Source organism: Aureimonas altamirensis (assembly GCF_001463885.1).
In the GTDB taxonomy this organism is placed as follows: domain Bacteria; phylum Pseudomonadota; class Alphaproteobacteria; order Rhizobiales; family Rhizobiaceae; genus Aureimonas; species Aureimonas altamirensis.
In genome coordinates, this window is record NZ_BBWQ01000020.1 from 79915 (window position 1) to 98949 (window position 19035).

Consider the following 19035-nt stretch of genomic DNA (forward strand, 5'->3'; position numbering starts at 1 on the left):
GAAAGCAGCCACTGGTTAGCTGCACACTGGCAAGGAGACCACCCATGACCGACCACAGCATCAAGGGTAAAACCGTCATCATCGCCGGCGGGGCCAAGAACCTGGGCGGGTTGATTGCCCGGGATCTTGCCGCACAAGGCGCCAAGGCCATTGCCATCCACTACAACAGCGCGGCCACGAAGGCCGATGCCGACGCGACGGTGGCTGCGGTCAAGGCGGCCGGAGCCGAGGTCGTCGCGATCCAAGGCGATCTGACGACGGCCGGGGCCGTCGAGGCCCTGTTCAACGATGCCGTCGCCGCCATCGGCAAGCCGGATATCGCCATCAACACGGTCGGCAAGGTTCTGAAGAAGCCAATCGCCGAGACGTCCGAAGCCGAATATGACGAGATGAGCGCGGTGAACGCCAAGAGCGCGTTCTTCTTCATCAAGGAGGCCGGCAAGCATCTCAATGACAATGGCAAGCTCGTAACGCTGGTCACGTCGCTGCTTGGAGCCTACACGCCCTTCTATGCCACCTATGCCGGCACCAAGGCGCCGGTTGAACATTTCACGCGCGCAGCCTCCAAGGAGTTCGGCGAGCGCGGCATTTCGGTGACGGCCATCGGCCCCGGTCCGATGGATACGTCCTTCTTCTACGGTCAGGAAAGCGCCGATGCGCAGGCCTATCACAAGAGCGCGGCGGCGCTCTCCGGCTTCTCGAAGACCGGCCTGACCGACATCGAGGACATCGTCCCCTATATCCGCTTCCTGGTTTCCGATGGTTGGTGGATGACTGGCCAGACCATCCTGGTGAATGGCGGCTACACTACCAAGTAAATGTCACGCGGGCCCTGCTCGTTGCGGGTAGCCGTCGTTTCGGCCGCGCCGGTCAAGAGGTCGGATAATGTCCGCGCGGCCGGTCCCAGCGCCTCGTCCCGACGGTGGGCGAGGTAGGCGCTCGATGTCATCTCGCCATCGCGGCCCAATGCGCTGACATCGAGACGCGCGAGCCTGCCCTGCTCCAGGTCCCGCTCGACGCGCCAAATGGGTAGCCGCCCCCAACCTGCTCCACCCAGGATAAGATCGTACTTAGTATCCTGGGTGTTGACGCGACAGGTCCGCGCGGACACCACGCCGAAATCGCGTCCTGCGGATATATCGGATGGATCCGTCAGGACGATTTGAAGATGGTCTGCAACATCCATCGCCTCCAATGGACGGCCGGCGCGGCACGACGCAAGCGGATGCGTTGACGCCACCACGGCAACCTGCCTGACCGACGTCAGCGGCTCGAACCTGATCCGCGGGTCGCGAAACTCCTCGCCCACCATGATGGCAAGCGCACAGCGCTTCTTTCGCAAAGCGTCCAGTGGACCGCCCATGGCCTCGGCCCAGACCTGGATGGCGACGGCCGGAAAATCGTCTCGCATGCGTGAGATCGCGCGTGCAATGTCCTGCATGGGGTAGAGCGTGTCGACGGAAACGGCGAGCTCCGTTTCGACACCGCTGGCAAAACCCCGGGCCTCGGCGCGCAGCACGTCCACACGCAGAATGATGTCACGGGCGTTGCCCAGCAGCACGCGCCCCTGTGCGGTCAAAACCGGCCTGTGCCCGGACCGATCGAACAGTTCCACGCCGAGGGCCGCCTCCAGATTGGCAATAGCGACGCTTACTCCCGACTGGACGCGGGACAGTTTTCGAGCCGCCGAGCGAAAGCTGCCGCTGTCGGCAATCGTCACGAAGGTCCGGATCTGATCGAGAGTAAGAGCATCCAACATGATCGTTTCTCTTGATCAAGCCTATCCATTTTATATCACTTATTGTGCTCGGCTGATCGGTGCAAACCTCTCCGGCAGATTGCAACCGAAGCGAGACCCCCAATGACCAAGGTGCTGGTGCTTTACTACTCCTCCTACGGACACATAGAGACCATGGCTCTGGCTGTGGCCGATGGCGCGCGCGCGGCGGGCGCGGAGGTGGCCATCCGACGCGTGCCGGAGCTTGTTCCCGAAGCTGTTGCCGAGAAATCGGGATACAAGGTCGACCAATCGGCCAACGTCGCAACCGTGGCGGAGTTGGCCGAGTACGATGCGATCATCATCGGCACGCCCACCCGCTTCGGCACCATGGCATCGCAGATGAAGAATTTTCTGGATCGGGCCGGTGGGCTCTGGTTCGAGGACCGGCTGGTGGGGAAAGTGGGTAGCGTCTTTGCCTCCACCGGCAGCCAGCATGGCGGTCAGGAGACGACCATCCAGTCCACCCAGACCGTCCTTTTCCATCTCGGCATGATCATCGTCGGCCTGCCTTACACCTTCAAAGGCCAGATGCGGATGGACGAGATCACCGGCGGCACCCCCTATGGTGCATCAACCCTGGCCGATGACGGGCATGGCGGACACCGCGACGTCAGCGAAAACGAACTGGATGGCGCGCGCTTCCAGGGCCGGCATGTTGCGGAGATCGCGGCCGCCCTGGTCGCCGGCCGCACGCAACGGGCCGCGTGATGGACACGGCATCGGCAAAGAGAGTGGGAAATTCGAACTGGATTGCCGTGACCGTGATTGTCGGGAGCGGGATTGCAGCCGCCCTGCAGGCCGGCAAAGCCGCGATTGCGGCGCCGTTGCTGCAATCCGATCTTGGCATCGGCCTGACGGCAATCGGATGGCTGGCCGGCGTTTTTGCCCTAACCGGGTTTATCGGCGGCATTCCTGCCGGCGCGTGCGTGGCGCGCTTCGGTGCGCGGCGCATGCTTATCATCGGACTTCTGGTCACCGCGGCCGGCGGCACCCTCGGCGCGACCCTACCGGGGTTGCCCGGCCTGTTTGCGGGCCGCGTCATCGAGGGTGCAGGCTTCCTGCTGGTGACAGTCGCGGGGCCCTCATTGCTGGACGAGGTCGTGCAGGCTGCGCATCGTGATCTGGCTTTCGCACTATGGAGCTGCTTCATGCCGGTCGGCATGGCAGCGGCCATGGTGGCCGGGCCGCTGTTCCAGCAATGGCCCGTAATGTGGTTGGCAGGAAGCGCGTTGCCGCTGGTAATCTGCGCGATCGTGCCATTCGTCATTGCCGCAAGCGGGCAAGGACGGCCCCTGTCGCTCGATGGCCTGTGCCGGGATGCGTTGGCTGTCTCGCGCGACCGGAAATCCCTGGGATTGTCGCTCACCTTTGCGCTGTACAGCCTGATCTTCTTTGCCATGTTCAGCTTTTTGCCGGTGTTGCTCATGCAGCGGCTGGGGGTGACGCTCCAGATGGCAGGGCTGCTCAGCGCGCTGGCTTCGGCAGTCAATGTCATCGGCAATCTGACAGCGGGCCTGTTGCTATCCAGGGGCCTGAGCAGGGCAATGCTGCTGGTTGGCGCCTTTGTTATTGTCGGCGTGGTCGGCTTCGGCATCTTTCTGCCCGGTCTGCCGGACACCGGCGTATTTGCTCTGTGCCTGGTGTTTTCCGCAGTCGGCGGCGTGATCCCGGCCATTCTGTTGTCATCCGCACCGATCGTCGCGCCGACCGCAGGACTGGTGCCGATCGTTATGGGCCTGATCATGCAAGGCAATAATCTCGGCCAGATTCTGGGTCCGACGGCCATCGGCGCTGCGCTGGATCGGTTTGGATGGGGCGCTGCCGCATACATCGTGGCCGCTGCTGCATCGCTTGCGGTGGTTATTGTGCTCTCCACGCTGACACGACGCGACTTCACAGCCGCGTGAACACACCGGAGCGCCGTTGACGTAATGTAATAACATAACATAGTGATGCGCCCAGCCGCGATATCGAGACGTTGGAGCGCATGGCCTTCTCAAGACATATCATTCGTGCCCTCGCCTTTGCGGCCGCTGTTGCGGCGTTTGGCGGGAATGCTCAAGCCAAGTCGCTTCGCGTTGTCGCCAGCTTCTCGATCATCGGCGATTTCGCCGCCGTTGTGGGCGGCGACCGGATCGAACTTCAGACGTTGGTGGGCCCCAATGGCGACGCGCATGCGTATGAGCCGCGCCCAAGGGATGCGACGGCCCTTGCGCATGCAGATGTGATCCTGACCAACGGGCTGGAGCTGGAAGGCTTTCTGGATCGGCTGATTACCGCCAGTGGCACCAAGGGCCACGTCGCAACGCTGACCGATGGCCTCCTGGCGATCGAAGAACCGGGTGGCGGCCATTACCATTTCGTCAATGGTGAAGCGATTTTCCATGCCGGCGCGCTGAATGCCCATGCGTGGCAGTCCGTACCCAACGCCAAAATCTACGTGGCCAATGTCCGCGACGCATTCTGCCAGGCCGATGCAGCAGGATGCCAATCCTACACGGACAATGCAGACGCCTATCTAGAGGCGCTGGACAGTCTGGACCGCGATATCCGCGACACTCTGAAAACGCTTCCGGACGATCGCCGCACCGTTGTCGTGGGGCACGACGCCTTCGGCTACTTCCAACAGGAATACGGGATCCGCTTCCTGTCGCCGCAGGGCATTTCCACTGCGTCCGAAGCTTCGGCCGCCGACGTGGCGGGGCTGATCGAGGAGATGCGCCAAGCCGACGTCAAGGCGATCTTTGCGGAGAACATCAGCGACCCCAGACTGGTCGAGAGGATCGCATCGGAGGTCGGCGTGCAACTTTCCGGCACCCTCTATTCCGATGCCCTGTCGCCGGCCGACGGCCCCGCGCCCGACTACATCACCATGATGCGGCACAATCTGGCACTGCTGGCGAAAGCCCTGTCGGCCGGTTGAGGCCGGGTGGGCTGCCCGGCTCCACACACCCCCCTTTTCTTCCCACGCATATCGAGGATGCGAACTATGTTGCGAAGACTAAGCTGCGCGACGGGCATCGCGCTCATTCTGGCAGGTACCGGCATGGTGCATGCAGAGGACGGGCACGACGACGTCACCCTTTTCCGCGTTTTCGTTGCCGATCATGCGGAGCCCCGCATCACGGCGTTCGATCTTACAGAGCCCGCCAATCGCTGGAGCTTCCAGACGACAGGGCAGAGCCGGCTCTATCCCATCGACAATGGTACGGCCATCGCCGCCGTCCAGTCCGATGCCGATGCGGTTCATTTCCTGCGCAGCGGCGTCACGCTCAGCGCGCACGGAGATCATTCCGACATCGAGATAGCGGACCCGGCCAGCCTGCCGCAAACCCTGTCCGGGCCGCGGCCTTTCCACCTGATCGATCATGGCGGCAAGGTCGTCATCAACTTCGATGGCGGGGGATATGCCGGCATTCTCGACGCGCATGCCTTGTCGGATGGCGCGCTTGAGGAGCGACGCCTGCCGCAGGCACGCGCGCATCACGGCTATGTCGCGCCGATCGGCAATGGCTGGGTCACCAGCGTTGCCTCCGATGCGCCGGTCGAGGGCGATGCCGCGCCGTCTCGCATCGGCCTTCAGCCAGTGGACGGGGATGGCAAGCCGACCGGCGAGGTCGCAGCCTGCACCGCCATCCACGGCGAGGCGTTTTCCGGCGCCTATCTGGCAACCGGCTGCAAGGAAGGCATCCTGACGGTGACCGCCGGTGAAAACGGGCCGGCCTTCAAGATGCTGGACTACCCGGCCGACCTGCCCTCGGGGCAAAGCACCGGAACGCTGCTCGGATCGACCGCGATGCAGGTTTTCCTGGGCAACTACGGTGCCAAGGGACTTGTGGTGATCGACCCGGTCGATACGCCGCACCTGCGCTATGTCGAGCTGCCATTCCGCCGCATCGACTTTACCCTCGATCCGGCCAATGCCCGCTTCGCCTACGTGTTGACCGAGGACGGAACCTTGCACCAGTTCGACATGCTGGAAGCGAAGGTGACGGCAAGCGCGCGCGTTACCGAGCCCTATTCGATGGACGGACATTGGAGCGATCCGCGCCCGCGCCTTGCCATGGCGGGCGACGAAGTGGTGATGAGCGACCCGAAGGCCGGCCTGATCCGGCGCATCGCAAAGGCCGACCTTAAGGAAATCGGCACGATTGCCGTAGACGGCATGCCCTTCAACATCGCTGTCGTCGGCGGAAGCGGCGTCGTCCACGACCATGCCGACCACGACCACGCGGGCCACGACCACGCAGGCCACGCGCACAGCCATGGCGACCCCCAGATCTACAAGGGCTATTTCGAGGATGCCCAAGTCGTGGATCGCCCCCTGTCGGACTACGCCGGAGACTGGCAGTCGGTCTATCCCTACCTGCAGGACGGGACCCTGGACCCGGTCTGGGCGCATAAGGCGGAGGGCGGCACGATGAGCGCCGACGCGTACCGCGCCGAGTACGAGACCGGCTATCGCACCGATGTCGAGCGCATCACCATCGAAGGCGACAGGGTGACGTTCTACCGCGACGGCAAGCCCATCGGCGGCACCTACGTGTATGACGGACTGGAGATCCTGACCTACAAGAAGGGCAATCGCGGCGTGCGCTTCATCTTCCAGAAGACGGCCGGCGATGACGACGCACCGCAATTCATCCAGTTCAGCGATCACAAGATCGCTCCGGAAAAGACCGATCACTTCCACCTGTATTGGGGCAATGACAGAGCCGCGCTTCTGGAAGAGGTCACGAACTGGCCGACCTACTATCCCTCAAGGCTCGACGCCGACCAGATCGTAGAGGAGATGCTGGCTCACTAAGGCCAGGGCCTCCAGCGCGCCCGGCTCCTATCGCCAAAAGATACAGGCCGGGCGCGACAAATATATACTCGTCATACCAGTTGACGGGGTGATGACGTACCGTGATATAGAGACCCTGCTGGGAGGCAGGGTCCACGCGGTATCGCCGCATTGGCCGGAAGTTCGCTTCGGTCCGCAGCGCGCAAGCGCAAACGGGCCAATCCTTTGCCTCTCCGCAGTCATGCTTGGCGGCCAACGCGCCGCGACGCTGCCAGAGGAAAGGAATTCGACATGACTTCGATCGCCCTGTTCGGCGCCGGTGGCAAGATGGGCTACCGTCTGGCCAGCAATTTAAAAGGCTCGCGCTTCGACGTGCGCCACGTCGAGCCCAGCGAGGCCGGCGCAAAGCGCCTCAAGGACGGTCTGGGCTTCGATTGCGTGCCCGCGGAAGCCGCGCTCGACGGCGCCGAAGTGGTGGTGCTGGCCGTACCGGACACGCTGATCGGCAAGGTTGCCAACGGCATCGAGAAAAGCCTGAAGCCCGGCACCATCGTCGTCGTGCTGGACGCGGCGGCCCCGTTTGCCGGCCACTTGCCCAACCGCCCCGACCTGACCTACTTCGTCACCCATCCGTGCCATCCGCCGATCTTCAACGACGAGACGGAGATGGACGCCAAGCGCGACTTCTTCGGTGGCATCGCCGCCAAGCAGCACATCACGTCGGCCCTGATGCAGGGCCCCGACGAGCATTATGCGCTGGGTGAGGAAGTCGCCAAGGTGATCTGGGCGCCGGTCATGCGCTCGCATCGCGTGACCGTGGAGCAGATGGCCCTTCTGGAGCCCGGCCTGTCCGAAACCGTCTGCGCCAGCCTGCTGGTTGCGATGAAGGAAGCCATGGACGAGGTCGTGGCACGCGGCGTGCCGAAGGAAGCCGCACGCGACTTCCTTCTCGGCCACATGAACGTGCTCGGCTCGGTGATCTTCGAGGAGACACCCGGCGTGTTCTCCGACGCCTGCAACAAGGCGATCGAGTTCGGCAAGCCGATGCTGATGCGCGACGACTGGAAGCGCGTCTTCGAACCGGAAGAGCTGGCCGCCTCCATCCGCCGCATCACCTGAGTTCGGTTGATCTCCAGGCTCTGCCGCCCCGCCGGCAGAGCCATTCCTGCGCGGAGGACGTAAGAATGGGAAATGCCGGAAACAGGCTGCAAGGCGCGCTGATCGGATGCGGCTTCTTCGCCGTAAACCAGATGCACGGATGGGCCGATATCGCCGATGTCGACATCGTGGCCGTCTGCGACCGCGATGCCGGCCGCGCGAAGGCCATGGCCGAACGCTTCGCCGTGGCCAGGGTCTATGACGATGCCGCGGCGATGATGCGTGCGGAAACGCTCGATTTCGTCGATATCGCGACGACGCCGCCCAGCCACCGCGCTTTGGTGGAGCTTGCGGCGGCCCACCGCATTCCCGCCATCTGCCAGAAGCCCTTCGCCCCACGGCTGGACGACGCACGCGCGATGGTGGCCGCCACGCAGCAGGCCGGCACAAGGCTGATGGTGCACGAGAATTTTCGCTGGCAGTCGGCCATCCGGGCGGCGGCGGCGGCCCTGCAATCCGGCAGCATCGGCAGGCCCTTCTTTGGGCGTGTCTCGTTTCGCTCTGCCTTCGACGTCTATGCCGCACAGCCCTACCTTGCCACGGGCGAGCGGTTCATCATCGAGGATCTCGGCATCCACGCGCTGGATGTCGCACGCTATTTGTTCGGCGACGTTTCCGGCGTCACGGCCCGGATCGCCCGCGTCAATCCGGCGATCCGGGGCGAGGACGTCGCCACGATGATGCTCGACCACGCCAGCGGCGTCACAAGCATCGTCGACTGCTCCTACGCCACGCGGCTGGCCGAAGAGCATTTCCCCCAGACGCTGATCGAGATCGATGGCGCAGACGGCACGATCCGGCTGGATGCGGGCTATCGCCTGACGGTGACCACGCCAGGCGGCAGCCGCGCCGAAGACGTATCGCCGACGCTCCTGCCTTGGGCCGAGCGGCCATGGCACAACATCCAGGAAAGCGTTCTTGCGATCCAGCGGCACTGGGTAGACTGCCTGCGCGCCGACACCCAACCGGAAACATCCGGGGCCGACAATCTGAAGACGCTGGCGCTTGTCGAGGCGGCCTATCTCAGCGCCGCTGAAGGCCGCTCCATCGATCCGGATACGCTGTGACGACGCGCGACGACATGGCGCTGCGCCGACCGACGGCCGATGGCCGCAGGCTGCTGGCCGGCAGGCTGTCGGCGGAACTCGTATCCGGTGGTCTGCGGGACATTCGCTACGACGGACATGAGGTCCTGCGCGCCATCGACTATGTTGTCCGCGACCGCGACTGGGGCACCTACGACCTGATCGTGACCGGGCTCGATGTCGACGAGACGCAGGCGGGCTTTTCCATCCGCTATGCGGCCCGCTGCGCGGCGCCGGACGGGACGGCCCTGCATCTCAGCGCGCGCATCGAGGGTGCCGAAGACGGTACGCTGTCCTTTACCGTCGACGCCACGCCGGACGGCGCGTTCGAGACAAACCGCACGGGCTTTTGCGTGCTGCACCCGATCGAGGGTGTCGCAGGCGCGCCGGTGCGGGTTACCCATACGGACGGCACCACGCAAGACGCCCACTTCCCCGACCTGATCGAGCCATGGCAGCCTTTCAAGGATATCAGGGCGCTCGACCATTCTCCGGCCCCCGGCCTTTCGGCAAGCTGCCGGATGGAGGGGGACACGTTCGAGATGGAAGACCAGCGCGCCTGGTCCGACGCTTCGTACAAAACCTATGTGCGGCCGCTAAGCCTGCCCTGGCCCTACCGCCTGACGCCGGACGTGCCGCTGCGACAGAGCGTGACGTTGACTGTCCGCCGGTCGGCGGACGCGGTACCGAAGAGCCGGCCGGACGTCGTGTCGATACGGCTGGGCGAGCGCCTGCCGACACACATGCCGCCCATCGGCGTTGCCGTGTCGCCGGGCGAGACCGGCGCTGCGGACGCCGCACGCGATGCGCTGGCGGAGTTGAACCCGCAATCGCTGCTTCTGGCATACGAGCCCGGGATCGGCCATGGCCGGGCAGAGCTTGAGCAGCTTCGCATGCTGGCGGAGGCCGTTCCGGACTCCGAGCGCGTGCTGGAGTTCGTCGTTCCGACAGCCGGGCCGCTGGGAAGCGCCTTCGACACGGCTGCGTCGGCCATCCTGGAATCGGGTCTTGCACCCCATGCCGTCGCGGCGCTGGCGGATGTCGACCGCCAATCCACCCCGCCCGGCAGCGAATGGCCGGCCTGCCCGCCTCTGGAAGACATCTATGCCGAAGCGCGCCGGGCCTTCCCCGGCGTCTCGATCGGCGGCGGCATGTTCAGCTATTTCACGGAGCTGAACCGCAAGCGCGTGCCGGCCGCGCTGCTGGACTTCGTCACGCATGCCACCTGCCCCATCGTCCATGCAGCGGACGACCGCAGCGTGATGCAGACGCTGGAAGCGATCCCTTATATCACGCGGTCCACACGCAGTTTCATCGGCACGACGGCATACCGCCTCGGCCCCACCACCATCGGGATGCGGCAGAACCCGTACGGCTCGCGCACCATGCCCAATCCCGACGGCGGGCGCATTCCGATGGCGCATGACGATCCGCGCGGCCGCAGTGCGTTCGGTGCGGCCTGGCTGGTGGGCTATGCCGCACGGCTTGCCGGCACGGGCGTGCAAAGCTGGACGGCCGGCTCCCTCAGTGGACCGCGCGGCGCGATCCTGCCGGATGGCGGCAGAACGCCCGCCTTCGCCGTGCTGAAAACGCTGGCCAGCCTTGCCGGGCGACCGCGCATCGCGCTTGAAAGCGATGCGCCCGGACGGGTCGATGGCTTCGCCGCGCTCGATACCGACGGCTCGACCGTCCTGTGGCTTGCCAATCTGACGGCCGAAGACCAGCAGGTGCATATAGACGGCGAAATGGCGACTCTCGGCCCCTATGCGCTCCTGAGCCGGGTCACCTCATGACGACGCGGTCAGCCGGCCTGATGGACGTAAAGCTCGCGCGATCGCTCGAGGTGGCGCACCAGCGCCGCCTCCGCGGCCTCCGGATCGCGGGCGGCCAGCGCATCCAGCAGTTCCTGATGCTCGACCAGCGTCACGTTTTCGCGGCCGGACCAGATCAAAAGTTCCGTGTGGTACTGTTTCAGCCAGCCCAGCATGGAATGCGACACAGCCGTCAGGATCGGGTTGCCGCAGATGGCCGTGATGCGCGTGTGGAACTGCATGTCGGCCGCGATGAAGGCATCGGGCCGGCCCAGCACCGCGCGCTGCGCGTCGAGCAGGGCGCCGAGGGCGGCGATGTCGGTATCATGGGCCCGCTCGGCGGCTTGCCGCACCACGCCGCGCTCGAACAGGATGCGCGCTTCTTTCAGATGGTCCAGCGCGGCCGGAGAGGTCGACAGCATGATCTCGGCCGCGCGGTCCACCTGCCGCACGACAGATTGCGGCGTCATGGCCAGCACCCGCGCACGCTCGCCATGGCTGATCGCGATCAACCCCATGCCGGCCAGCGCCTGCATCGCCTCGCGTATGGCAGGGCGGCCGACGCCGAAGCGCGCCATCAGATCCCGCTCGGCGGGCATCGCGTCGCCGGGGGCAAGCTCGCCCGACACGATCATGCCCTTCAGACGGTCGAAGACCTCGTCCGACAATTTGCGGCGAACGATCGGCTCCGGGGTCGTGTCCATGGGTATGGTCCTGCGCGGCGCGGCGCACTGTGCCCCGCTGGTGTCATCACCATACCACTATCGGTTTCCGTCTGGAAACGCTCCAGTCTGGAGGGCGTAACGCCATGAACGACAGGATCGTCGTCACCTATCGCATCGAGACGCCGGGCAGCGTCGAAAAGCTCGCCGCCAAGATCGCCAGCGACCAGTCCACCGGCACCTTCGTTCCGCTGCCGGGCGAAACGCCCGAACTGAAGGCGCGTGTGGCAGCCGAGGTTATCGCGGTGCGCCCGCTGGAACCGGTTGGGGAACCGTCCTTCGGGCGCGACCACGACGATCTGGCTGCGCCGCTTTCCTTCAACCGGGGCGAGGCCGACATCGCCTTTCCGCTTGCGGCGGTGGGCACGGACCTTGCCGCCCTGATGACCATCGCGATCGGCGGCGTCTATTCCATCAAGGGGTTCAGCGGCATCCGCATCACCGGGCTGAAGCTGCCGGAGGCCTTCGCCAGGGCATGGCCCGGCCCACAATTCGGCATAGCCGGCAGCAAGCGGCTGACCGGCGTGGAGGGGCGCCCCATCATCGGCACCATCGTCAAGCCGGCGCTCGGGCTTCGGCCACATGAATCGGCCGCGATGGTGAAGGAGCTGGTGGAAGCCGGCGTCGACTTCATCAAGGACGACGAGAAACTGATGAGCCCGGCCTACTCGTCCCTGGACGAGCGGATTGCCGCCATCATGCCGGTGGTGCTGGACCATGAGCAGAAGACCGGCAAGAAGGTGATGGTTGCCTTCGGCATCACCGCCACCGACCCCGATACCATGATGCGCAACCATGACCGGGTGGTCGAGGCGGGCGGCAATGCCGCCGTGGTCAACATCAACTCCATCGGCATGGGCGCCATGGCGTTCCTGCGCCGCCGTTCGTCCATCGTGCTGCACGCCCATCGCAACGGCTGGGATATACTGACCCGGCACTCCGGCCTCGGCATGGACTTCTCCGTCTACGAAACCTTCTGGCGTCTGCTCGGCGTCGATCAGTTCCAGATCAACGGCATCGGCGCGAAATACTGGGAGCCGGACGACAGCTTCATCCGCTCGTTCCGCGCGCTCGACACCCCCCTCTTCAAGCCGGAAGACCGGCCCCTGCCGGTGGTCTGCTCCGGCCAGTGGGGCGGGCAGGCTCCGGCCACCTGGCAGGCCGTTGCCACGACGGACCTTCTCTATCTGTGCGGTGGCGGCGTCGTCAGCCATCCCGGCGGGCCGGCTGCCGGGGTCCGCGCGGTGCAACAGGCCTGGCAGGCCACCGTGGCCGGCATCGACCTTGCCACCTACGCCAGAGACCACACCGAACTCGCACAATCCATCGCCAGATTCGGGTCCGGCGATGGCGCCTGAGCGCACAAGGATAGGCCGCACGATGACTTCTCCCCTGCTGATGACCTGGTATGGCGACGACCTCACCGGCTCGACCGACGTGATGGAGGCGCTGGCGCTGTCCGGCATCGAGGCCGTGCTGTTTCTCGATATTCCGGACGCCGCCCAGCGCGCGCGCTTTCCGGGCGTGCGTGCCCTCGGCATCGCCGGCACCAGCCGCAGCGAGACGCCGGAGTGGATGGACGAGAACCTGCCGCCCGTCTTTGCCGCGCTGGCCGCCGAACACGCCGAGATCTGCCATTACAAGGTCTGCTCGACCTTCGATTCCGCACCGCATGCCGGCAGCATCGGACGGGCGCTGGAGCTTGGGCGCAAGGCCTTCGGCGACAGGCCCGTGCCCATCCTCGTCGGCGCGCCGCAGCTTAAGCGCTATACCGCCTTTGCAACGCTGTTCGCGGCCTATCGCGGCGAGGTCTTCCGCATAGACCGCCATCCCGTCATGAGCCGCCATCCGGTAACGCCGATGCACGAGGCCGACCTGATCCGTCATCTTGCCGGGCAGACGGATCTTTCCATCGCCCTCGTCGACCCCATCGCGCTGGGCGGCAACGACCCGGATTCCAGCATCGATGCCGCTTTGGCGGAAGAGCCGGGCGGCCTGTTCATCGACGTCATGGACCCGCGCGGCCAGGCAGTGGCGGGCCTTCAGTTGCGCAGGCTCGCCAGGGCCGGGAGCCGGTTCGTCGTCGGCTCGTCCGGCGTGGAATACGCGCTTGCCCACGCCTTTGCCGCGGCGGGCGAGGCGTCGGGCAGTGGGCATTTCGATCCGCTGCCGGCGGTGGAGCGCCTGTCCGTCGTATCCGGGAGCTGCTCGCCCACCACCGCGCGCCAGATCGCCTATGCACAAAGCCAGGGCTTCACGCCTGTCGCGCTGGACCCCCGCGCCCTCGTCTCCGGCGACGAAGCGGCGGTGGAAGCGGTGGCCGCCACCGCCCATGCGGCGCTGGCCGAAGGCGCCAGCGTGATCGTCCATACGGCGATGGGGCCGGAAAGCGATCTCGGCGACGAGATCGCCGATGCGCCCGGCGCACGCCATGCCATCGGCCGGGGCCTTGGCCGCCTGCAGGCCGAACTTGTCCGCCGCGCCGGCCTGACGCGCGCCGTCATTGCCGGCGGCGATACGTCCAGCCACGCGCTGCGGCAGCTTGCGGTCTATGCGCTGACGCCCCGCCTGCCGATGGCGGACACACCCGGCTCTCCATTGTCGACGGCCTACAGCACCGACCCGGCATTCGACGGGATGGAGGTGGCGCTGAAAGGCGGGCAGGTCGGCAACGACGACTATTTCGTGCGCATCCGGGACGGCGGCTGACGCGAATATGGCGGGCCGGGACGAGGGGCCCGGCCTTCAAGACCGTCTTTTTCCTCATTGGGGGGTTCGACACAGCATGCAAACGATCAATTCCGTCGAGACATCGGCGATCCGCAAGATCACCTGGCGTCTCGTGCCCTTTCTGGGGTTGATGTTCTTCATCAACTTCCTCGACCGTACGGCCATCGGCTTCGCCGGGCCGAATGGCATGACGCAGGATCTGGGGCTGACGGCAGCCCAGTTCGGCTTTGCCGCCGGCATCTTCTTCGTCGGCTACATCGCGCTCGAAATCCCCAGCAACCTCGCTCTGCACAAGTTCGGCGCCCGCAAATGGCTGGCCCGCATCATGGTGACGTGGGGTATCGTGTCGCTGCTCTTCACCTTCGTGCAAAGCGCCACGCAGCTTTACTGGCTGCGCTTCCTGCTCGGCGTCGCCGAAGCCGGCTTCTTTCCCGGGGCGATCCTGTTCCTGTCCATGTGGGTGCCGGCGCGCCACCGCGCCAAGGTGCTGGCCGTCTTCTATGTGGCGCAGCCGCTGACGACGGTGATCGGCGCGCCCATCGCCTCCGCGCTGATCGAGGCGCATGGCGCCTTCGGCCTCGAGGGATGGCGCATCATGTTCTTCGGCGTCTCCGTGCCGGCCATCATCGTCGGCATCATCACCTTCTTCTACCTGCCCGACACGCCGAACGACGCGCGCTGGCTGACGCGGGAAGAGCGGGATTGGCTCAACGGCGAACTGGCGAAGGAAGACAAGGCCAAGGCGGCAAGCCATGGCCGCGATACCGGCAAGGCGCTCAAGAGCGGCCGGGTTTGGCTGCTGTCGCTGATCTATTTCGGCTTCATCTACGGGCTCTACGCGCTGGGCTTCTTCCTGCCCACCATCATCGGCGGGTTCGAGGCCGATTTCGGAACGAAGTTCACCGTCATGGAACGCGGCCTCATCACGGCGATCCCCTATCTGCCGGCCGCGATCGCGCTTGTCCTGTGGAGCCGCGATGCCTCCCGGCGCGGCGTGCGCCCCTGGCATATCGGCATTCCGGCCCTGCTGGGCGCGGTGTCCATTCCGTTGGCCCTGGCCATGCCGACACCCACCACGACCATCGCGGTCATCACCCTGACGGCCTGTGCCATCTTCTCGGCGCTGCCGAACTTCTGGTCCTTCCCGGCCCGGTTCCTAACCGGGGCGGCGGCGGCGGCCGGCATCGCCCTCATCAACACGATGGGCAACATCGCCGGCTTTGCCGCGCCCTACATCACCGGCGCGGTCAAGGACTGGACGGGCGGCTACGCCGTGCCGATGACCATCGTGGGCGGCTTCATGCTGCTGTCGGCCATCCTGTCCTTCGCGGTGCTGCCGCGCCTGGAAGAGCCCCGCGACCGGGGCTGACGGCCAGGGGCGATCACACCGGCCTCACAGAACCGTTGGTTGATCGCCCCTCCCTGCAACTGAAATACCCTCCCCCGTGGTCCCATTGTTGGACCACGGGGGAGGCATCTTGGGACGGACGACAGCCGTACAAAGCGTGGTCGACACGCTGCGGGCCGAAATAACGGCCAGCCACAGGCCGGGAGATCTGCTCGCCAACGAGCGGGCTTTGGCCGAACGGTTCGGCGTCGGCCGCAACACCGCGCGCGAGGCGCTGGTGACGCTTCAGGTCCACGGCCTCATCAAGATCACGCGGCGCGGGCCCATGGTGACGGAGCCCGATTTCGACGCCGTCTTTTCCATCTTCAGCCATTACTTCGCCAGCGATCTGCGCACCTGCCGCGATCTCCTGGACATGCGCACCATGCTGGAAACGGGGGTTCTGCCCGCGGCGCTGGCCAATGCCGGGCCGGACGACGTCGTGGCCCTGTCGGCTATCCTGGATCGGATGGATGCGGCCCTGACGGTGCGCGAAAACGCCGTCGCCGACCATGCCTTCCATGCGCGTATCGTCCAGATGGCGGGCAATACGGTGATCGCCCGGCTCTATGCCGTGATGCGCGATCCCATCATCTTCTACATGGAGATCGGCAAGAACGTGCCCCGGCACGACGCCGCCTCCATGGGCAACCACCGTCGCATGGTGGAGGCCATCGGCCGGCAGGATCTTGCCGGCCTGACAGAGGCGGCGGCCGCCCACTACGCATACAGCCGGGCAGTGCTGGAAGAGACGCTGTCCCGCGAGGCCGCCGCACGAACCCCCACGCAAAACGGCTCGGGAGGCCAACAGACATGACAACGACGCTCAAGCGCCTGGCAGGCTCGCTTCTGGCGGCAGGCCTTGCCCTGTCCATCCATGGGCATGCCAGCGCACAGGAAGTCACCATCCGCGTCGCCTACGAGAACAATCCCGGCGAGCCGCTGGACCAGGTGATGAAGCACTGGCAGGAGCTGATCGCCGAGCGCTCCGACGGCCAGATTGCACTGGAGCTCTACCCGAGCTCGCAGCTCGGCTCCAAGCAGGACGTAACCGACCAGGCCATCATGGGCCTCAACGTCGTCACCATCACCGATGTCGGCTTTCTGGCCGATTACGAGCCGGATGTCGGCGTGCTGTTCGGCCCGTATCTGACCGACGACATGGACAAGCTTTTCGCCATCTACGACGGGGAATGGTTTGCGGAAAAGCGCGAGTCGCTGCGCCAGAAGGGCGTCCACATCGTCATCCCCAACCTGCTCTACGGCACGCGCCACCTGATTTCCAAGCGCCCCGTGCGCACGCCCGAGGATATGCGCGGCCTGAAGGTGCGCGTGCCCAACAACATCATGCAGATCCGCTCCTTCGAGGCGATGGGCGCGACCCCGACGCCGATGCCGCTGGGCGAGACCTTCTCGGCGCTGGCGCAGGGCGTCATCGACGGCGTGGAAAACCCCGTCTCGGTGCTCTACGGGCAGCGGTTCCACGAAGAGGCGAAATATCTGAACAAGATCGGCTACATCACCAACACGGCGATGTTCGTCGGCGGCGAAGCCTTCTTCTCGACCCTCAGCGAGCCGCATCTGCAGATCGTGCACGAAACGGGCTACGAGGCGGGCCTCTACAGCCAGCAACTGATGACCTCGCTGGACGACGAGCTGATCGGCAAGATGCAGCAGGAGGGTGTCGAGATCGTCGAGGTGGATACCGAGCCGTTCCGCGCGCTGACGCAGCCGGTCTACGCAAGCTTCCCCGAATGGTCCGACGGTCTCTACGAAGAGATCCAGGGCCAGCTACAGTAAGCCGGTGGGTGAAGACCGATGAGATATCTGACAAGGCCGGTCAACTGGCTGGTGGCCTCCGCGCTGCTGGTTCTGGTGGGCATCACCAATTACGGCGTCTTCATGCGCTATGTCATGGGCCAGCCCGTGCATTGGGGTGAAGAAATGAGCGCTTTGCTGCTCATCTGGATCGTGATGGTGGGCGCCATCGCGGCAGAGCGCGATGGCCAGCACCTGACCATATCGGTCTTCACCGACATCCTGCCGGAAGGCGTGCGCCGCGGGCTCGAGCTGGCGGTCACGCTGGCCTCGGCGGCGCTGCTGTTCTACCTCGCCTGGCTCGGCTGGCAGTTGGCCATGTCGACGCAGTTCCGCGTTACCGCCATCCTGCGCATTCCGCAGATGTACCTGAACCTTGCTTTGCCCGTCGGCTTCGCCGGCACGGGCCTCTACATGCTGCACGCCGCCTATGCCGGCCTGACGCGGCCCAGGGCGGGAGACGACCGTTGAGCCTGTCCACCATCATCCTGTTCATGCTGGCGCTGATCGCGCTCAACATGCGGCTCTACCTCGCCATCATCGCGGCGACGCTGTGCTACTTCCTGTTCATTGCGCCGTTGCCCATCGGCATCGCGGTGCAGCGGCTCGTCGGCCCGACGCAGAACGCCTCGCTGCTGGCGATCCCCTTCTTCATCCTGCTCGGCACCCTGATGGCGCATACCGGCATTGCCGAGCGTATGCTGAAGATCGCCGATCTTCTCGTCGGGCGGGTGCGCGGCGGCATGGCATTGGCAAACGTGATGCTGTCCACCCTGATGGGCGGGCTCAGCGCATCCAATCTGGCCGACGCCGCCATGACGGCGCGCATGATGGTGCCGGAAATGGAAAAGCGCGGATACGACCGCGCCTTCTCGTCGGCGCTGACGGCGGCCAGCTCGCTGATCACGCCCATCATACCGCCCGGCATCGCGCTGATCATCTACGCGCTTCTGGCGAACGTCTCCGTCGGGCGCATGTTCATGGCCGGCATCCTGCCCGGCCTGCTCCTGGCCGCTATCCTGATGCTGACGACCTACATCGTTTCGGTGCGGCGCGGCTACAAGCCATCGCGGCAAACGGCGCCGAGCGCGCAGGAGGTGGGCACGACCCTCTTTGGGGCATGGCCGGCGATCTTCCTCGTCATCGCCGTCATCGGCGGCATCAGGGCCAATATCTTCACGCCGACGGAGGCCGGCGCCTTTGCGGTGCTGTTCGTGATCTTCGTCGGCTTCATCGTCTCGCGCGAGATGCGCCTGTCGCATGTGGGTGATGCGCTGCTGGAAACCGGCAAATCCACCGCGTCGATCATGCTGGTCATCATGGCGTCGTCGGCGCTGGCCTGGGTGTTCTCGCTCGAGCAGGTCGGACAGCAACTGGCCTCGGTCATCACGGCGACGACGAGCAATCCCTGGATCTTCCTGTTGATCATGAACGGGGTGTTCCTCGGGCTCGGCCTGTTGATCGAGGGCACGGCGCTGATGATCGTGCTGGTGCCGATCCTGCTGCCGACGGTCCTGGAACTGGGGATCGACCCAATCCACTTCGGCATCGTCATGATCGTCAACCTGTCGATCGGTACGATGACGCCGCCCGTGGGCACGGTGATGCTGGTGGTCTGCAACATCACCAGGGTTTCCGTGGGCGCCTTCACGCGGGAGGCGACCAGCCTTTATATCGCGCTGCTGGTGGCGCTGCTGCTGGTGACGTTCGTGCCGGCCATCTCGCTTGCGCTGGCGGGGTAGCATCGAAGCGAGGGGG

General features: G+C 65.3%; 17 protein-coding genes. 15 read left to right on the top strand and 2 right to left on the bottom strand.

The features are described 5' to 3' along the window. Positions 1 to 44 precede the first annotated feature (44 nt). The gene (locus AUL31_RS14965; RefSeq protein ID WP_060608377.1) at positions 45 to 818 is read left to right on the top strand and encodes an SDR family oxidoreductase; all 774 of its coding nucleotides are present in this window, start codon (positions 45 to 47) and stop codon (positions 816 to 818) included. On the opposite strand, the gene AUL31_RS14970 is transcribed toward AUL31_RS14965, so the two are convergent. Next, on the bottom strand, positions 803 to 1759 hold the full coding sequence (locus tag AUL31_RS14970; RefSeq protein WP_082646968.1) for a LysR family transcriptional regulator: 957 nt from the start codon (positions 1757 to 1759) through the stop codon (positions 803 to 805). The genes AUL31_RS14965 and AUL31_RS14970 overlap by 16 nt on opposite strands. A 102-nt stretch (positions 1760 to 1861) precedes the next feature. On the opposite strand from AUL31_RS14970, the gene wrbA reads away from it, so the two are divergent. The 7 genes from wrbA (at position 1862) to apnL (ending at position 10602) form a co-directional block, all read left to right on the top strand. After that, complete coding sequence (gene wrbA / locus AUL31_RS14975; RefSeq protein ID WP_060608380.1) at positions 1862 to 2488, top strand: NAD(P)H:quinone oxidoreductase; 627 nt, start codon at positions 1862 to 1864, stop codon at positions 2486 to 2488. Then, positions 2488 to 3687, top strand: a complete 1200-nt coding sequence (locus AUL31_RS14980; protein WP_060608383.1) for an MFS transporter — start codon at positions 2488 to 2490, stop codon at positions 3685 to 3687. Before wrbA ends, AUL31_RS14980 begins: the two co-directional genes overlap by 1 nt. Before the next feature lie 80 nt (positions 3688 to 3767). Then, positions 3768 to 4703: a metal ABC transporter solute-binding protein, Zn/Mn family gene (locus tag AUL31_RS14985; protein ID WP_082646969.1), complete on the top strand. Its 936-nt coding sequence runs from the start codon at positions 3768 to 3770 to the stop codon at positions 4701 to 4703. Positions 4704 to 5945: 1242 nt separating this feature from the next. Next, on the top strand, positions 5946 to 6587 hold the full coding sequence (locus AUL31_RS20840) for a ZinT family metal-binding protein (RefSeq protein WP_409359975.1): 642 nt from the start codon (positions 5946 to 5948) through the stop codon (positions 6585 to 6587). A 270-nt stretch (positions 6588 to 6857) separates the two neighbouring features. After that, positions 6858 to 7685, top strand: a complete 828-nt coding sequence (locus AUL31_RS14995; RefSeq protein WP_060608389.1) for a phosphogluconate dehydrogenase C-terminal domain-containing protein — start codon at positions 6858 to 6860, stop codon at positions 7683 to 7685. Between the two features lie 65 nt (positions 7686 to 7750). Then, positions 7751 to 8791, top strand: coding sequence for a Gfo/Idh/MocA family protein (locus tag AUL31_RS15000; protein WP_060608392.1), 1041 nt, complete (start codon positions 7751 to 7753; stop codon positions 8789 to 8791). Next, the gene (gene apnL, locus AUL31_RS15005) at positions 8788 to 10602 is read left to right on the top strand and encodes a D-apionate lactonase (protein ID WP_244489421.1); all 1815 of its coding nucleotides are present in this window, start codon (positions 8788 to 8790) and stop codon (positions 10600 to 10602) included. Before AUL31_RS15000 ends, apnL begins: the two co-directional genes overlap by 4 nt. An 8-nt stretch (positions 10603 to 10610) precedes the next feature. Here apnL and AUL31_RS15010 read toward each other — a convergent pair whose 3' ends face one another. Further along, entirely contained in the window at positions 10611 to 11324 is a 714-nt protein-coding gene (locus tag AUL31_RS15010; RefSeq protein ID WP_060608395.1) for a transcriptional regulator NanR, read from the bottom strand. 104 nt (positions 11325 to 11428) lie between these two features. On the opposite strand from AUL31_RS15010, the gene oiaX reads away from it, so the two are divergent. From oiaX to AUL31_RS15045, 7 genes are all read left to right on the top strand, one after another. Further along, positions 11429 to 12700, top strand: coding sequence for a 3-oxo-isoapionate-4-phosphate decarboxylase OiaX (gene oiaX, locus AUL31_RS15015; protein ID WP_060608398.1), 1272 nt, complete (start codon positions 11429 to 11431; stop codon positions 12698 to 12700). A 22-nt stretch (positions 12701 to 12722) separates the two neighbouring features. Beyond that, positions 12723 to 14051: a four-carbon acid sugar kinase family protein gene (locus AUL31_RS15020; protein WP_060608402.1), complete on the top strand. Its 1329-nt coding sequence runs from the start codon at positions 12723 to 12725 to the stop codon at positions 14049 to 14051. Positions 14052 to 14127: 76 nt separating this feature from the next. Then, positions 14128 to 15441 (top strand): MFS transporter, encoded by a 1314-nt coding sequence (locus tag AUL31_RS15025; RefSeq protein WP_060608405.1) that lies wholly within the window; start codon positions 14128 to 14130, stop codon positions 15439 to 15441. 109 nt (positions 15442 to 15550) lie between these two features. Next, positions 15551 to 16276, top strand: coding sequence for a FadR/GntR family transcriptional regulator (locus AUL31_RS15030; RefSeq protein WP_073469418.1), 726 nt, complete (start codon positions 15551 to 15553; stop codon positions 16274 to 16276). Continuing rightward, on the top strand, positions 16273 to 17259 hold the full coding sequence (locus tag AUL31_RS15035) for a C4-dicarboxylate TRAP transporter substrate-binding protein (protein WP_060608411.1): 987 nt from the start codon (positions 16273 to 16275) through the stop codon (positions 17257 to 17259). Before AUL31_RS15030 ends, AUL31_RS15035 begins: the two co-directional genes overlap by 4 nt. A gap of 18 nt (positions 17260 to 17277) precedes the next feature. Next, positions 17278 to 17748, top strand: coding sequence for a TRAP transporter small permease (locus AUL31_RS15040; protein ID WP_060608413.1), 471 nt, complete (start codon positions 17278 to 17280; stop codon positions 17746 to 17748). Then, entirely contained in the window at positions 17745 to 19019 is a 1275-nt protein-coding gene (locus AUL31_RS15045; protein ID WP_060608416.1) for a TRAP transporter large permease, read from the top strand. The genes AUL31_RS15040 and AUL31_RS15045 overlap by 4 nt, the downstream gene beginning before the upstream one ends. Positions 19020 to 19035: the final 16 nt, after the last annotated feature.

What these genes read in the sequence shown, in the direction of transcription:
- AUL31_RS15010 (WP_060608395.1), bottom strand. Translation starts at nt 11,324, where the DNA reads ATGGACACGACCCCGGAGCCGATCGTTCGCCGCAAATTGTCGGACGAG.
- wrbA (WP_060608380.1), top strand. Translation starts at nt 1,862, where the DNA reads ATGACCAAGGTGCTGGTGCTTTACTACTCCTCCTACGGACACATAGAG.
- AUL31_RS14985 (WP_082646969.1), top strand. Translation starts at nt 3,768, where the DNA reads ATGGCCTTCTCAAGACATATCATTCGTGCCCTCGCCTTTGCGGCCGCT.
- AUL31_RS15035 (WP_060608411.1), top strand. Translation starts at nt 16,273, where the DNA reads ATGACAACGACGCTCAAGCGCCTGGCAGGCTCGCTTCTGGCGGCAGGC.
- AUL31_RS14995 (WP_060608389.1), top strand. Translation starts at nt 6,858, where the DNA reads ATGACTTCGATCGCCCTGTTCGGCGCCGGTGGCAAGATGGGCTACCGT.
- AUL31_RS15000 (WP_060608392.1), top strand. Translation starts at nt 7,751, where the DNA reads ATGGGAAATGCCGGAAACAGGCTGCAAGGCGCGCTGATCGGATGCGGC.
- AUL31_RS15020 (WP_060608402.1), top strand. Translation starts at nt 12,723, where the DNA reads ATGACTTCTCCCCTGCTGATGACCTGGTATGGCGACGACCTCACCGGC.
- AUL31_RS14970 (WP_082646968.1), bottom strand. Translation starts at nt 1,759, where the DNA reads ATGTTGGATGCTCTTACTCTCGATCAGATCCGGACCTTCGTGACGATT.
- AUL31_RS14980 (WP_060608383.1), top strand. Translation starts at nt 2,488, where the DNA reads ATGGACACGGCATCGGCAAAGAGAGTGGGAAATTCGAACTGGATTGCC.
- AUL31_RS15040 (WP_060608413.1), top strand. Translation starts at nt 17,278, where the DNA reads ATGAGATATCTGACAAGGCCGGTCAACTGGCTGGTGGCCTCCGCGCTG.
- oiaX (WP_060608398.1), top strand. Translation starts at nt 11,429, where the DNA reads ATGAACGACAGGATCGTCGTCACCTATCGCATCGAGACGCCGGGCAGC.
- AUL31_RS15025 (WP_060608405.1), top strand. Translation starts at nt 14,128, where the DNA reads ATGCAAACGATCAATTCCGTCGAGACATCGGCGATCCGCAAGATCACC.
- AUL31_RS14965 (WP_060608377.1), top strand. Translation starts at nt 45, where the DNA reads ATGACCGACCACAGCATCAAGGGTAAAACCGTCATCATCGCCGGCGGG.
- AUL31_RS20840 (WP_409359975.1), top strand. Translation starts at nt 5,946, where the DNA reads ATGCCCTTCAACATCGCTGTCGTCGGCGGAAGCGGCGTCGTCCACGAC.